We start from the raw sequence: 12,392 nt of genomic DNA, 5'->3' as shown, positions 1-12,392 counted from the left end.
TCAGGCCAGCGAAGCCGACAGCGTGATCGTCGTGCCCGTCAGCGCCTGGCTGACCGGGCAGTTCGCCTTGGCGTCCTCGGCCGCCTTCACGAAGCCGGCCTCGTCGAGACCGGGGACCTCACCCACGACGCTGAGGTGGATTCCGGTGATACCGGTGCCGGGCTGGAAGGTGACATCCGCCTTCGTCTCCAGCTTCGTCGGCGCGGTGCCGGCCTGGGCAAGACCGTGCGAGAGCGCCATCGAGAAGCAGCTGGAGTGCGCGGCGGCGATCAGCTCCTCCGGGCTGGTCTTGCCGTTCGCCGCCTCGGAGCGGGACGGCCAGGAGACGTCGTACTCACCGATGCCGGAGGAGTCGAAGGTGACGACCCCCTTGCCCTCGATCAGGTTGCCTTCCCAGACCGTGTGCGCCTGACGCGTGGTAGCCATGCTGGATCCCTTCGAACGGTGTGCGCGGTTGTACGGGATAACACGGGCACCTCGCGGTGTCCCGTTGCGTTACGCCCCCGAACCTACTGCGCCACCAGCCCCTTCGCGTCACGCGCCAGCGCCGTCAGCCGGGAGATCGCCCGGAAGTACTTCTTCCGGTACCCGCCGTTCAGCATCTCGTCGCTGAACAGCCGGTCGAACGGCAGCCCGGAGGCGAGCACCGGGACCTCCCGGTCGTACAGCCGGTCGGCCAGCACCACCAGGCGCAACGCCGTCGACTGGTCGGGCACCGCCGTCACCCCGGTCAGGCAGACCGCGCCCAGCTCGTCGGTGAGCGCGCCGTACCGGCTCGGGTGCACCTTCGCCAGGTGGTCCAGCAGCCCCGGGAAGTCGTCCAGCGACGCGCCCGGCGTGGCGTACGCGGCCCGGGTCACCTGTTCGTCGCTGTACGGCGGCGGGGCCTCGGGCAGACCGCGGTGCCGGTAGTCCTCGCCGTCGATGCGCAGCGGGCGGAAGTGCGCGGACAGGCCCTGGATCTCGCGCAGGAAGTCGGCGGCGGCGAACCGGCCCTCACCGAGCTTGCCCGGCAGGGTGTTCGAGGTCGCGGCGAGCGCCACCCCTGCCTCCACGAGCCGGCTGAGCAGCGAGGACACCAGCACGGTGTCGCCCGGGTCGTCCAGCTCGAACTCGTCGATGCACAGCAGCCGGTGACCGCTGAGCGTCCGCACGGTCTGCTGGAACCCCAGCGCGCCCACCAGGTTGGTCAGTTCCACGAACGTGCCGAACGCCTTCAGTGACGGCTCGGCGGGCGTGGCGTGCCAGAGGGAGGCCAGCAGGTGGGTCTTGCCGACGCCGTAGCCGCCGTCGAGATACACCCCGCGCGGCCCGGCCGGCGCGGCAGGCTTCTTGCTCCCGAACCACTTGCGGCGGCCGGAACCCGTCGCGTGCGCCCCGCCGAGCCCGGCGGCGAACCCCTCCAGGACCGTGACCGCCTCGCTCTGGCTGGGCTGGTCGGGGTCGGGTACGTACGTGTCGAAGCGCACCGAATCGAAGCGCGGCGGCGGCACCATCTCGGCGACCAGACGGTCGGCGGGGACGTGCGGCTCGCGGGCGCACAGGGACAGCGGGGCCGTTTCGGCAAGGGGGCTCTGCCCCGGAAACGCGGTGGATGACGACACAACTCTCCACCCTAAGGCCCGTGCCAGACTGCAACCCATGCGAAGCCTGTTCCCTGTGACGGACCTGACAACGACGGGCGCCGCCGCCCCCGACCGCGAGTGGAGCCTCGACGAGCTCGCGGAGGCGTACGCCTACCCGGCCGCCCTCCCCGACGGGACCCCCTGGCTGCGCGCCAACATGGTCTCAACGCTCGACGGGGCCGCCCAGCACGACGGCCGCTCGCAGCCCATCTCCTGCGCCGCCGACATGCGGATCTTCGGCACCCTGCGGGGCCTGGCCGACGTGGTGATCGCCGGGGCCGAGACCGTACGGCAGGAGGGATACCGTCCGGCCCGCGCCCGGGAGGCGTTCGCGGAGCGCCGGGCGGCCGCCGGGCAGGGTCCCGCGCCCGCCGTCGCGGTGGTGACCGGCTCCCTGGACCTGGACTTCTCGCTGCCGCTGTTCACCGAGCCGCTCGTCCCGACCCTCGTCGTGACCGGCGCCGGGGCCCCCGCCGACCGGATCGAGGCGGCCCGGAAGGCGGGCGCCGACGTGGTGATCGCGGGCGACGGGACCCGGGTGGACCCGGCCCGCGTGGTGCGCGAGCTGGCCGCCCGGGGGCTGCGCCGCCAGCTCACCGAGGGAGGGCCCCGGCTGCTCGGCCAGTTCGTGGCGGCCGGCGTGCTGGACGAGCTCTGCCTGACGCTCTCCCCGATGCTCACTGCGGGTGACGCTCAGCGCATCGCCGGAGGTCCCGGGGTCGCCCTGCCGGAACGTTTTTTCCTGGCATCGCTGCTGGAAGAGGCCGGTTTCCTCTTCTCTCGGTACCGTCGGACTGACAGTTAGCGGAATTTACCGTTCCGCTTAGCTTCGGCTGGGCACACTTACCCCTGCAACCCCGTGGAAGCGCGGGGAAGGATGGTTTCAGCAAACGACCGTCGACGGTCGAGCCGGCGGTCGACGAGACGAAGAAGCGGAAGGGCGCCTGTCGTGTTCACAAGCGTTTTGATGATCGAGAAGCCGCTCACTCCCGAGGACGTGGACTTCGTCACCACGCTCCACGGCGAGGAGCGGATCTCGTTCGTCGTTCTGTTGCAGCCGCGCGGTGACCAGGCCGATGTTCTGCTGCGCGCGATCGACGACGTGGCGATGGGAGAGCTGAAGGAAGCGGTGCGCGAAGGGGAGGAGCCGGAGGGCAGCGAGGCCCGTGAACCCGCCGAGATCGGCCTGGAGTACTCCCTACGGGCCCTGCGCCAGGCCGGCTCCGAAGCCGTCGGACAGGTGGTCGAGGATCACCCTCTGGACAAACTGACGACCGTCGTCGAGGAGGCGGGCGCGGACGAGGTCATCGTCCTGACGGCCCCGCACTACGTGGAGGAGTTCTTCCACCGCGACTGGGCCTCCCGGGCCCGCCACAAGGTGGGCGTCCCGGTGCTCAAGCTCTTCGCGCACAGCGAATAGGCTGAAGCCGCGCGGTCCGGGCTGGCCCTCGGCCGCCTCATCGGAACCCGAACCACGACCGCAGGAGTACAGATGGCACCCGGCATTCCCGCCGCCATGGAACGACCCCACTTCATCGGCATCGGCGGCGCCGGAATGTCGGGCATCGCGAAGATCCTCGCCCAGCGGGGCGCGAAGGTGGCGGGCAGCGACGCCAAGGAGTCCGCCACCGCCGAGTCGCTGCGGGCGCTGGGGGCGACCGTGCACATCGGGCACGCGGCAGGGCACCTGGCCGAGGACGCGTCCTGCGTGGTCGTCTCCAGCGCCATCCGCGCCGACAACCCGGAGCTGCTCCGGGCCAACGAGCTGGCCGTCCCGGTCGTCCACCGCTCGGACGCCCTGGCCTCCCTGATGAACGGCCTGCGGGCCATCGCGGTGGCCGGCACGCACGGCAAGACGACCACCACCTCCATGCTGGCCGTCGCCCTCTCCTCGCTGAGCCTGGCCCCCTCGTACGCCATCGGCGGCGACCTGGAGGGCCCCGGCACCAATGCCACGCATGGCGAGGGGGACATCTTCGTCGCGGAGGCGGACGAGAGCGACCGCAGCTTCCAGAAGTACGACCCCGAGGTCGCGATCGTCCTCAACGTCGAGCTGGACCACCACGCGAACTACGCCTCGATGGACGAGATCTACGACTCCTTCGAGACCTTCGTCGGCAAGATCGTCCCCGGCGGCACCCTCGTGATCTCCGCCGACCAGCCCGGCGCGGTCGAGCTGACCCGCCGGGTCCGTGACCTCTCCGACCTCAAGGTCGTCACCTACGGCTCCGCCGAGGACGCCGACGTACGCGTCCACAAGGTCACCCCGCGCGGCCTGACCAGCGAGGTCACCGTCCTGCTGAACGGCAAGTTCCTCACCTTCACGGTCTCCGTCCCCGGCGCCCACTACGCCCACAACGCGGTCGCCGCGCTCGCCGCCGGGGTCGCCCTCGGCATCCCGGCGCACAACCTGGCCTCCGCCCTCGGCAGCTACACCGGGGTCAAGCGCCGCCTCCAGCTCAAGGGCGAGGCGGCGGGCGTGCAGGTCATCGACTCGTACGCGCACCACCCGACCGAGATGACCGCCGACCTGGAAGCCATGCGCGGCGCGGCCGCCGACGCCCGCATCCTGGTCGTCTTCCAGCCGCACCTGTTCTCCCGTACACAGGAGCTGGGCACCGAGATGGGCCAGGCCCTCGCCCTGGCCGATGCCTCCGTGGTCCTGGACATCTACCCGGCCCGAGAGGACCCGATCCCCGGCATCACCAGCGCCCTGATCATCGACGCGGCGAAGGCGGCCGGGGCCGAGGTCACCGCCGTCCACGACCAGGCCGACGTGCCGGCCGCGATCGCGGGAATGGCGAAGCCCGGCGATCTCGTTCTCACCATGGGAGCGGGCGACGTCACCGACCTCGGCCCGCGCATCCTGGACCACCTGTCGAGCGCCCGGTAGCCGAGAGGCGACCGGGGCGAGCGACCACCTGTCGAGCTGAGGAGCGAGCCGTGCCGTACGACGTCGAGAAGCCGGACGAGCAGTGGCGGGAAGAGCTGACCCCCGCCGAGTACGCGGTGCTGCGCCAGGCCGGCACCGAGCCCGCCTTCCGCGGTGAGTACACGGACACCAAGACGGCGGGCGTCTACTCCTGCCGGGCCTGTGGGGCGGAGCTGTTCCGCTCCGACACCAAGTTCGAGTCGCACTGCGGCTGGCCGTCCTTCTACGACCCGAAGGACACCGACGCGGTCGAGCTGATCGAGGACCGCAGCCACGGCATGGTCCGCACCGAGGTGCGCTGCGCCCGCTGCGGCTCGCACCTGGGCCACGTCTTCGAGGGCGAGGGCTACGCCACCCCGACGGACCAGCGTTACTGCATCAACTCGATCTCCCTGACGCTGGCGCCGGACGAGAGCTGAGCCGTACGCCGACGGACCGGAACGCGAAGATGCCCGCACGGGGAGACCTGTGCGGGCATCTTCTGCGTTCGCTTCCCGTCGCCGCTCCGGCCTTCCGCCGGAGCGCCGGGGTCACCGGCGTCCGCGCAGCCGTCCGAGCAGGCCGCGGGCCTGGGCGCGCTTGCGGGGGTCGGCCGCGGCACGCCGGGCCGACGCGATGGTCCGACGGCCCTGGGGGCTGCGGGTGAACTGGGTGATGCGGGCGATCAGGCGGGACATGGTTCCTCCTCGGTGGCGTCTGCCTCTCGCTTACCCCGTAAACGCCCGGTCGCACGCTCCCGATCCTTCACTGACGCGCACCTCACTCCTGGCGGGGCCCCTCGGCCGCCTCCGACCGCAGCAGCGGGTGGATGACCCCCGGGAAGACGGTCGCCTGCACGACCTCCTCGGCCGACCCGCCCTTGACGACGGTCTCGGCGACGCCCCAGGGCCGCCCGGCCAGGTGGACGGTGAGGGTGTACGAGGAGGAGCAGCCGGTGCACTCGTAGCGGTCGGCCCAGGTCTCGACCTCGGTGGTGGAGCCCGGGTAGCGCTTCACGTGCCGGTGGCGGGCGTGACAGTGGTCGCAGGTCTCGCCCGGCTCGCAGGTCCCGCCGCAGGGGCAGGGCACGTCGAACGAATCGGCGGGCGTCCAGCGCTGCACGAGGACGGCGTCGCGGGTGGCGGCGGTGTCCTTCATGGCCTTGAGATTGCGGGCGGCGACGTTGTACGACTCGCCGGTGGCGGCCATCCGGTCGCGGATGACGTCCTTGCGTCCACGGTTGGTCGTCATGGTGGGGCAGGTCCTCCTGGGTCTGGGTGCACGCAGCCCGTCAGGAGGCTCACGAGTCGTACGGATCTCCCTTTACGGTACCGGCCCGGCCCGGGCGCTCCGGACCGCGCGGGCCGCCCGCCGCCGGAACACCCCTTCCTGCGGGAAGCAGCCCTCCGCTAGGCCGGTCCGACAGAGCGGTGGCTCGGCCCTCACACGCTCGTGCGAGCCAGGATAGGTTCGCTCACGCCCCCCGTCCCGCCCCATGGGAGGACGGACGCAGACCGACCGATGAGGGAGCCTCCGTGGCCACCGTTCACCGCACCACCATGACGCCCACCAAGCTGGAGCTGATCACCCGCTGGCTGCCGCAGCAGAAGTGGTACGCGGGCCCCACGGGAACGCCGGATCTGACGAGCGCCGGCGGGTTCCGGCTGGACGACCCGGCGGGCGAGGTCGGGATCGAGTTCATGGTCGTGGTGGACACCGCCGCAGGGGAGCCGGTGGCGTACCTGGTGCCGCTGAGCTATCGCGGTGCGGCCCTGGAGGACGCCCCCGACGAGGCTCTGATCGGCACCGCCGAGCATGGGGTGCTCGGCACCCGGTGGATCTACGACGGCGCCCACGACCCGGTGGTACTGGCGCAGTTGGGTGCTCTGCTGCGCGGTGAGACGGAACCGCAGCACCAGCGCGAGAGCGACACCCCCGACCCGACCGTCACCGTCCGGGGAACCGGTCCGGCCGAGGGGTTCGACGTCCGTATCAACCGGGTCCTGCCGTCCACGGGGGCCGAGCAGCAGCCGACGGCACACCTGGTCGCCGCGTGGACCTGGCCGGACGGCACGGCCGCGCAGGGCGTGTTCGCGGCCGTCGCGACGCGGTAGACGCGGGAGGGGCCGTCCGCGAGGGCGGACGCCCCCTCGGGAACGCCGTGACCCGACGCCACGCCCCGCAGGTCAGTCGAGGATCTCGGCCGCCTGGTCATCGGCCCCCCTGCACAACCGGTGCTCATCGGTCCCGCCGGTTCGAACAGCAGGATCGCGGTCTCCTCGATCGCGCCACCCCCCTGCGGCGGAGGCGGATCATCACGCGGCGGGACGTGCCGGGCCGGGCGGTGCGGGAGGTTCGGGTCATGACGACGAACCCCACCACGCCCGCCCCCGGGGTGCTGCCGCCTCCGCGGTGGGCGGTGCGTGCAGCCCACGTCGTGGCCTGGTCGACCGTCCCCTCCGGGATGTGGCGGATCGCGCTCGTGCTGGGGGTGCCGGTGGGGGTGATGGAGCGGGAGGAATTCCTCGCCGGGTTCCCCGGCCACTCGCCGCTGATCGCGATGGCCTACGTCCTGCTGATCGGCGCGGTCGCCGAGACCGCCTCGTACCTCACGCTCGGCCTGGTACGGCCCTGGGGCGAGGTGGTCCCGCGCTGGATTCCGCTCCTCGGCGGACGCCCCGTCGACCGGCGGTTCGCGGTCCTCGCCGCTTCGCTGGGAGCCCTCGCGGTCACGGTCCTGTGGTGGGTGCTCTTCTTCGGCGGCCTGCTGACCGCCCCCAGCCCGGACCCCGGCATATCGGCGGGGGAGGTCCTCTTCGTCGCCTCGTACGCCCCGCTCCTGCTGTGGGGCCCGCTGCTGGCGGCGGTGACCTGGTCGTACCACCGACGGCACCGGGTACGCGCGGGGGCGTGACCGGGACCGGACCGGCGCGGGTACCGTGCCCGCATGTGCATATCGACAGGTGAGGCGGCGTTCTCCGGCACGATCCTGTACTGCGGGCGCCAACACCACGGCGAGCACGGCCTCATCCACGTCCTGGGCTACCAGAACACGGCGGTCAACCTGGCGGACGGCCCGAACGCCATGCTGCTGCACGTGCCGACGAGGCAGCTCACACCGCGACACTTCCTCTCGGCGGGGCGCTCCGGCGACGTCCTGCGGCGCATGGTCTCCGCCGTGGAGGACGCCGCAGCGGCGGCCGACGGCATCGCGTGGATGGGCGCGGAACCGCGGGCGGCCGTCCAGGTCTTCGACCATGACGTCTACACGGTGCTCCTGGCGGACGACCCCACAGCCGTCCCCGCCGCACTGTGGCAGGTGCCGCCGCACCGACGCCCCGATCTCGACCCGGAGCTCCTGCACTTCTACGCCGAGCACCTCCCGGACCACACCATCGTCGTGTGCTGCTTCGACAACGCCGAAGCGCGCCAGGCCAAGCCCCTGCTGCTGTGGTACCAGCCCCTGGACCCCGACCGGCTGACCGTACCGGCCCTGGACAGCCACACCGGCAAGGCACCGGACCTCGACGCCGCCGTACTAGTGGACCACTGGGTGCTGTTCTCCACCGACGAGGCCGCCGCCGACTGGGGCGCGCCGGTCGAGTACTCCGGGGGCATGCGCCACAGCATGCGCGAGTTTCTCCCCGCAGCGGTCATCGGGCGGCAGTACGGAGACGGGCAGACGCTGCCGAACGGGGACTTCACCATCAGCCATGGTGATCTGCTCGGCGGCGACCCGGACCGGATCGAGCGTCGGCAGCCGGCCCGGCGTTGACTGCTGCTCAGCCCTGGACGGCGTATGAGAGGAAGCGCGTCCAGGAGGCGGGGGTGAGGGCGAGTTGGGGGCTCTCGTCGAGCTTGGAGTCGCGGACGTGGACGGTGGAGGGGCAGGTGGCGACCTCGACGCAATCGTCACCGGAGCCGCTGCTGTAGCTCGACTTGCGCCACTCCAGGGCGACCTCGACGCAGGAGTCGCCGGAGCCGCTGCTGTAGCTGCTCTTGAACCAGGCCAGGGGTGTGGTGCTCATCTCGCTCCTCGCATCCGCCGCATCAGGCTCTTGGAGTCGTCCAACGAGAGAGCCTGTGAACGCATACTTGCACACCGCATTTGGAGTGCGCTGATCACTTTGGGGTCGGAGACGAACTGCCCTTGCTCCTGCCCTTCCAGATAGCCGAACCACTGGTGATCCGGCGTCTCCAGTAGCCGCATCGGCCCATGCAGCCCCGCGTGGTGATGGCGTACGAGCGGCATGATCTGGATGTCCACGTTGCGCAGCTCGGACAGGTCGAGGATGTGGTCGAGCAGTTCCCGGGTGACTTCCTTGCCCCCCAAGTCCCGGAGGAACAGATGCTCTTCGAGGATGAAGCTGAAGGAGGTGTTCGGCCGCTCACGCAGCAGTTGCTGACGCTCCAGCCGAGCCGCGAGCTGCGCCTCGATCTGCTCGTCGGTGAGCGGCGGCAACTGATCGGCGAACAACGTCCGCGCGTACGCGGCCGTCTGCAACAGCCCCGGAATCAACCGGCACTCGTACGTGTACAGGCTCAGCGCCGACAGCTCCAGTTCCGCCCACTGCCGGAACCAACTCGCCAGCCCCTTGCGCCGCGTCAGATGCTTTGCCGCCGCCAGGATCACCCCGAACGCGTCGAGGATGCTGTCCGCGCGCTCCGCGAAGTCCGGTGGTGGGAGGCGGCGGCCCTGCTCGATGGAGGCGACGGTCTCGGGGGAGTACCCGACGAGCGGGGCGAACTGTTCCTGCGTCAGCCGTGCCCGCTTGCGGAAGGTCTTGACGACTTCCCCGAACATCTTGAGGCTGTACTGCGGTTCGGGCTCGGCGCTGCGCACGCTGCCGTTGCCGAAGGTCCCGTGGATCGGGCTGTCCATGCTGTCCGTGCCGTGCGTCATGTACGGCCACCTCCCCGTGCGCCTGTCCTGGTTCGCGACCCGTCCATGCTCACGGAACGTGACCCGTACCGTCTACCCTTCGCGCCCGTACGCTGACGCAGCGTACGGGTTTCTGACCTGGTGAGTGAGGCCCGCGCCCCGGAATCTGGGGGCATGGAAGCGCCTACGACGACCCAACCTCCCGTAACCGTACGTGTGTTCAACCGGCAATTCGTCTCGGAACCACGCGGCGCCCGGCTCGCCCGCCGCGTCGGCCTGCACAAGCTGCACACCTGGGGCATCCCGTACCTCGGTGACGCCTCGGAGTCGGCGGCCCTGATCATCGGGGAGCTGACGGCCAACGCGGTGACTCATGGCCGCGTCGCCGGCCGCAACTTCGAACTGCGCCTGTCACACATGCCCGGCGATCCGGAAACGCCGGGCCTCCTGCGGATCGAGGTCTCCGACGCCCGGGGTGAGCGCCGGCCGCCCTTCCCCGGCGAGATCACGGCCCCGGCGGACGGTTCCGACAGCGGGCGCGGGCTGCTGATCGTGGAGGCCCTGGCGGACCGCTGGGCGGTGCTCGACCGCAGCCCGGGCAAGACGGTCCGGGCGGAGCTGGACCTGCTGTACTGAGAGAAATAGCCAGGTGTGCGGCGGGTGAACTCCCGCGCTGTTCTGCCACTGGCAGAACAGCGGCCGGACCGGGCTCGACGGTCGGTACGGTCCCGTCTTATGACGGCGATGACAGCGGTGACGACGCGTACGGTCGAGTATCCGGCCGACGGTTTGACGATGGTCGGGTACCTCGCGCTCCCGGCCGGTGTCGACCCCCGGCCCGCCGTTCTGCTCGGGCCGGAGGGCATGGGGCTCAGCGACGTCGAGCGCCGCCGTGCCGACGCGCTGGCCGAACTGGGCTACGTAACGCTGGCCTTCGACCTGCACGGCGGGCGCTACCTGGGCGATCCGGAGGAGATGCTGGCCCGTTGCCTGCCGCTCCTGGCTGACCCGGACCGGATGCGGGACATCGGCCATGCGGCGCTCGACGTGTTGCGCGCCGAACCGCGGACCGACCCCGACCGGATCGCCGCCGTCGGCTACGGCACCGGGGGAGCCATCGGGCTGGAGCTCGGGCGCGACGGTGTCGACCTGCGTGCGATCGGGACCGTCAACGCGACGACCACGGGCCGACCGGGCGAGGCGGCGAACATCCGCTGCCCGGTGTGGGCCGGGGTCGGGTCGGAGGACCCGATCATGTCGCCCGAGCAGCGGAACGCGTTCACCGCCGAGATGCAGGCCGCGGGCGTCGACTGGCGCCTCACGGTCTACGGCGGAGCCTTGCACGCCTTCCACCACCCGACGGTCGACCACGCCACGGTCCCCGGCGTCGGCCACCACCCCCGGCACGCGCGACGCGCCTGGCGCGACGTCGTCGAACTGCTCGCCGAGTGCGTGCCAGTGGCGGACGAGCTGGGGGCGTGAACCCAGGGGCTGGTGGGCTATGCGGGGCCGCGCAGTGAATCGATCATGCTCCGGAGGGCCCGGAACGCGATTTCCTGCTCGTCCTCGGTCATGCCGGCCAGCATTCTGACCTCGACGGCCCTGACCGCCGCGGACGCCTCCTCCAGGCTCTGTCGTCCACGAGGTGTGAGCTGTGCGGGGAGGACCTTCCCCACTGCCGCCTCGGCGGGCCTGGTCACGTAGCCGTCCCGTTCCAGGGCCTGGAGCAGCACGTTCATCGACTGCCGGGTCACGAACGCGCCGCGCGCGAGCTCGGAGTTCGACATGCCCGGCCGTTGGGCCAGCAGTTCGAGGCAGGAGTAGTGCGTCACGGTCATCCCGAGGGGGCGCAGGACCTCCTCCATGGCTACCCGCAGGGCGGTCGAAGCCTCTTTCAGCAGGTAGCCCAGCGAGGTGTCCAGGTCGACGCCGGTGTCTCTTTTGCTCATGTCAGGAGTCTGACATACAGTGGTGCGTGTCAGGAATCTGACACGAAGAGAAGGAGTGCCACCATGCCCGCCACCGGTCCCGACTTCATCTCGTTCCAGGCGCGCGACCTCGCCGCCTCGCAGGCGTTCTACGAGCAGTACCTCGGCCTCGTCCGCTCACCGGCCGGACCCCCGCACGCCGTCGTCTTCGAGACGAAGCCGATCGCGTTCGCCCTGCGCGAGGTCATTCCCGGGACGGATCTCGCATCGGTCGCCCAGCCCGGCATCGGCGCCGCGATCTGGCTCCACGCCACGGACGTCCAGGCCATCCACGACGCGCTCGCCGCCGACGGCCACGCCATCGTCTCGGCGCCGATCGACGGCCCCTTCGGCCGGACGTTCACCTTCGCGGACCCCGACGGCTACCATGTCACGCTGCACGACCGCGCATGACGGGCCGGTTCTGTCCGAAGCGATCCCGCGGAGGCACCCGCGCTCTGCCCCCGAGATGCCGGGTCGCCCAGGGTGCCGACCTGTCCTGGGCGAGCAGGGGCAACGTATGCGTGTGCGATGGAGAGACAATCGGCGGCCGGTTTCAGTGGGAGAAACGCGTGGGTGGGTACAACTTCGATCTGCCGCCGAAAGCCACCCCGGAGGTCATCACTGAGCGCGGGCAACTGGCCGACGAGGCCTGCCGTGCACTGGTTCGGGCGGGTATCTCCGCCTACCGAGAAGACCTCGACGAGCATTCCGGCGGCAGACCCGGTGCGCACGTCCGGGTGGACCCTCTCGCGGACGGTGGTGTCCTGGTGGACTGGAATACCCAGGCGGAACTGACGGCCGCAGCGGTAGACCTTCTGGAGCGGGGTGTTGATCCGTCGCATCTGCCCCGGGAGATCCGCCACTTCGAAACCGTGCAGACCTGTATGCGGGACGCCGTCCTGGGCATTCTTGCCTCGGCGGGGTTCCAGGTGGAGAAGGCGGACGCGCACAGTTACGGAAATGCCGTTCAGGTGAAGGGATTCACCCACTGACCCCACACGGTC

The 12,392-nt window shown here is 70.9% G+C and carries 18 protein-coding genes; 11 read left to right on the top strand and 7 right to left on the bottom strand.

Annotated features, from left to right (window positions below; all coding sequences use genetic code 11):
* Window positions 1-426 carry an OsmC family protein gene (locus IE134_RS08275; protein WP_010059393.1) on the bottom strand — a complete coding sequence of 142 codons (426 nt, stop codon included), beginning with the start codon at window positions 424-426 and terminating at the stop codon, window positions 1-3.
* An 83-nt stretch (window positions 427-509) separates the two neighbouring features.
* Window positions 510-1,604, bottom strand: a complete 1,095-nt coding sequence (gene zapE, locus IE134_RS08270; RefSeq protein ID WP_189430075.1) for a cell division protein ZapE — start codon at window positions 1,602-1,604, stop codon at window positions 510-512.
* Between the two features lie 37 nt (window positions 1,605-1,641).
* Between zapE and IE134_RS08265 the strand changes: the two genes are divergently transcribed.
* The 4 genes from IE134_RS08265 (at window position 1,642) to msrB (ending at window position 4,976) form a co-directional block, all read left to right on the top strand.
* Window positions 1,642-2,430, top strand: coding sequence for a pyrimidine reductase family protein (locus tag IE134_RS08265; protein WP_098018869.1), 789 nt, complete (start codon window positions 1,642-1,644; stop codon window positions 2,428-2,430).
* Between the two features lie 162 nt (window positions 2,431-2,592).
* Complete coding sequence (locus IE134_RS08260; protein WP_030709875.1) at window positions 2,593-3,045, top strand: hypothetical protein; 453 nt, start codon at window positions 2,593-2,595, stop codon at window positions 3,043-3,045.
* Window positions 3,046-3,117: 72 nt separating this feature from the next.
* The gene (gene murC, locus IE134_RS08255) at window positions 3,118-4,518 is read left to right on the top strand and encodes a UDP-N-acetylmuramate--L-alanine ligase (protein WP_098018867.1); all 1,401 of its coding nucleotides are present in this window, start codon (window positions 3,118-3,120) and stop codon (window positions 4,516-4,518) included.
* A 50-nt stretch (window positions 4,519-4,568) separates the two neighbouring features.
* On the top strand, window positions 4,569-4,976 hold the full coding sequence (gene msrB / locus IE134_RS08250) for a peptide-methionine (R)-S-oxide reductase MsrB (RefSeq protein WP_030709879.1): 408 nt from the start codon (window positions 4,569-4,571) through the stop codon (window positions 4,974-4,976).
* A 111-nt stretch (window positions 4,977-5,087) separates the two neighbouring features.
* On the opposite strand, the gene IE134_RS08245 is transcribed toward msrB, so the two are convergent.
* Window positions 5,088-5,234 (bottom strand): hypothetical protein, encoded by a 147-nt coding sequence (locus IE134_RS08245; RefSeq protein ID WP_010059383.1) that lies wholly within the window; start codon window positions 5,232-5,234, stop codon window positions 5,088-5,090.
* A gap of 82 nt (window positions 5,235-5,316) precedes the next feature.
* Window positions 5,317-5,787 (bottom strand): hypothetical protein, encoded by a 471-nt coding sequence (locus IE134_RS08240; RefSeq protein ID WP_030709881.1) that lies wholly within the window; start codon window positions 5,785-5,787, stop codon window positions 5,317-5,319.
* A gap of 284 nt (window positions 5,788-6,071) precedes the next feature.
* Between IE134_RS08240 and IE134_RS08235 the strand changes: the two genes are divergently transcribed.
* The 3 genes from IE134_RS08235 (at window position 6,072) to IE134_RS08225 (ending at window position 8,311) form a co-directional block, all read left to right on the top strand.
* Window positions 6,072-6,650: a maltokinase N-terminal cap-like domain-containing protein gene (locus IE134_RS08235; protein WP_030709883.1), complete on the top strand. Its 579-nt coding sequence runs from the start codon at window positions 6,072-6,074 to the stop codon at window positions 6,648-6,650.
* A gap of 248 nt (window positions 6,651-6,898) precedes the next feature.
* Window positions 6,899-7,450, top strand: a complete 552-nt coding sequence (locus IE134_RS08230; RefSeq protein ID WP_189430073.1) for a hypothetical protein — start codon at window positions 6,899-6,901, stop codon at window positions 7,448-7,450.
* 33 nt (window positions 7,451-7,483) lie between these two features.
* A complete protein-coding gene (locus tag IE134_RS08225) occupies window positions 7,484-8,311 on the top strand; it encodes a hypothetical protein (protein ID WP_189430071.1) in 828 nt (275 codons plus the stop codon).
* 7 nt (window positions 8,312-8,318) lie between these two features.
* Here the strand turns inward: IE134_RS08225 and IE134_RS08220 are convergent, their stop codons facing one another.
* Both IE134_RS08220 and IE134_RS08215 read right to left on the bottom strand, forming a co-directional pair.
* Entirely contained in the window at window positions 8,319-8,564 is a 246-nt protein-coding gene (locus tag IE134_RS08220) for a DUF397 domain-containing protein (protein ID WP_189430069.1), read from the bottom strand.
* Window positions 8,561-9,439, bottom strand: a complete 879-nt coding sequence (locus tag IE134_RS08215; RefSeq protein ID WP_189430066.1) for a helix-turn-helix domain-containing protein — start codon at window positions 9,437-9,439, stop codon at window positions 8,561-8,563. The genes IE134_RS08220 and IE134_RS08215 overlap by 4 nt, the downstream gene beginning before the upstream one ends.
* A 153-nt stretch (window positions 9,440-9,592) precedes the next feature.
* On the opposite strand from IE134_RS08215, the gene IE134_RS08210 reads away from it, so the two are divergent.
* Window positions 9,593-10,054: an ATP-binding protein gene (locus IE134_RS08210; protein WP_179888162.1), complete on the top strand. Its 462-nt coding sequence runs from the start codon at window positions 9,593-9,595 to the stop codon at window positions 10,052-10,054.
* A 108-nt stretch (window positions 10,055-10,162) separates the two neighbouring features.
* Entirely contained in the window at window positions 10,163-10,900 is a 738-nt protein-coding gene (locus IE134_RS08205) for a dienelactone hydrolase family protein (protein WP_098018901.1), read from the top strand.
* Window positions 10,901-10,917: 17 nt separating this feature from the next.
* Here the strand turns inward: IE134_RS08205 and IE134_RS08200 are convergent, their stop codons facing one another.
* Window positions 10,918-11,367 (bottom strand): MarR family winged helix-turn-helix transcriptional regulator, encoded by a 450-nt coding sequence (locus IE134_RS08200; protein WP_098018845.1) that lies wholly within the window; start codon window positions 11,365-11,367, stop codon window positions 10,918-10,920.
* 63 nt (window positions 11,368-11,430) lie between these two features.
* On the opposite strand from IE134_RS08200, the gene IE134_RS08195 reads away from it, so the two are divergent.
* Together IE134_RS08195 and IE134_RS08190 are read left to right on the top strand one after the other, a co-directional pair.
* Complete coding sequence (locus tag IE134_RS08195) at window positions 11,431-11,799, top strand: VOC family protein (protein WP_030709899.1); 369 nt, start codon at window positions 11,431-11,433, stop codon at window positions 11,797-11,799.
* Between the two features lie 158 nt (window positions 11,800-11,957).
* A complete protein-coding gene (locus IE134_RS08190) occupies window positions 11,958-12,380 on the top strand; it encodes a hypothetical protein (RefSeq protein WP_098018843.1) in 423 nt (140 codons plus the stop codon).
* Window positions 12,381-12,392: the final 12 nt, after the last annotated feature.

It is taken from the genome of Streptomyces rubiginosohelvolus, assembly GCF_014649875.1.
GTDB lineage: Bacteria > Actinomycetota > Actinomycetes > Streptomycetales > Streptomycetaceae > Streptomyces > Streptomyces rubiginosohelvolus.
This window is presented reverse-complemented; position numbering and strand designations above follow the sequence as displayed.

What these genes read in the sequence shown, in the direction of transcription:
- IE134_RS08275 (WP_010059393.1), bottom strand. Translation starts at nt 426, where the DNA reads ATGGCTACCACGCGTCAGGCGCACACGGTCTGGGAAGGCAACCTGATC.
- IE134_RS08265 (WP_098018869.1), top strand. Translation starts at nt 1,642, where the DNA reads ATGCGAAGCCTGTTCCCTGTGACGGACCTGACAACGACGGGCGCCGCC.
- IE134_RS08260 (WP_030709875.1), top strand. Translation starts at nt 2,593, where the DNA reads ATGATCGAGAAGCCGCTCACTCCCGAGGACGTGGACTTCGTCACCACG.
- murC (WP_098018867.1), top strand. Translation starts at nt 3,118, where the DNA reads ATGGCACCCGGCATTCCCGCCGCCATGGAACGACCCCACTTCATCGGC.
- IE134_RS08245 (WP_010059383.1), bottom strand. Translation starts at nt 5,234, where the DNA reads ATGTCCCGCCTGATCGCCCGCATCACCCAGTTCACCCGCAGCCCCCAG.
- IE134_RS08240 (WP_030709881.1), bottom strand. Translation starts at nt 5,787, where the DNA reads ATGACGACCAACCGTGGACGCAAGGACGTCATCCGCGACCGGATGGCC.
- IE134_RS08230 (WP_189430073.1), top strand. Translation starts at nt 6,899, where the DNA reads ATGACGACGAACCCCACCACGCCCGCCCCCGGGGTGCTGCCGCCTCCG.
- IE134_RS08225 (WP_189430071.1), top strand. Translation starts at nt 7,484, where the DNA reads ATGTGCATATCGACAGGTGAGGCGGCGTTCTCCGGCACGATCCTGTAC.
- IE134_RS08220 (WP_189430069.1), bottom strand. Translation starts at nt 8,564, where the DNA reads ATGAGCACCACACCCCTGGCCTGGTTCAAGAGCAGCTACAGCAGCGGC.
- IE134_RS08215 (WP_189430066.1), bottom strand. Translation starts at nt 9,439, where the DNA reads ATGACGCACGGCACGGACAGCATGGACAGCCCGATCCACGGGACCTTC.
- IE134_RS08210 (WP_179888162.1), top strand. Translation starts at nt 9,593, where the DNA reads ATGGAAGCGCCTACGACGACCCAACCTCCCGTAACCGTACGTGTGTTC.
- IE134_RS08205 (WP_098018901.1), top strand. Translation starts at nt 10,163, where the DNA reads ATGACAGCGGTGACGACGCGTACGGTCGAGTATCCGGCCGACGGTTTG.
- IE134_RS08200 (WP_098018845.1), bottom strand. Translation starts at nt 11,367, where the DNA reads ATGAGCAAAAGAGACACCGGCGTCGACCTGGACACCTCGCTGGGCTAC.
- IE134_RS08195 (WP_030709899.1), top strand. Translation starts at nt 11,431, where the DNA reads ATGCCCGCCACCGGTCCCGACTTCATCTCGTTCCAGGCGCGCGACCTC.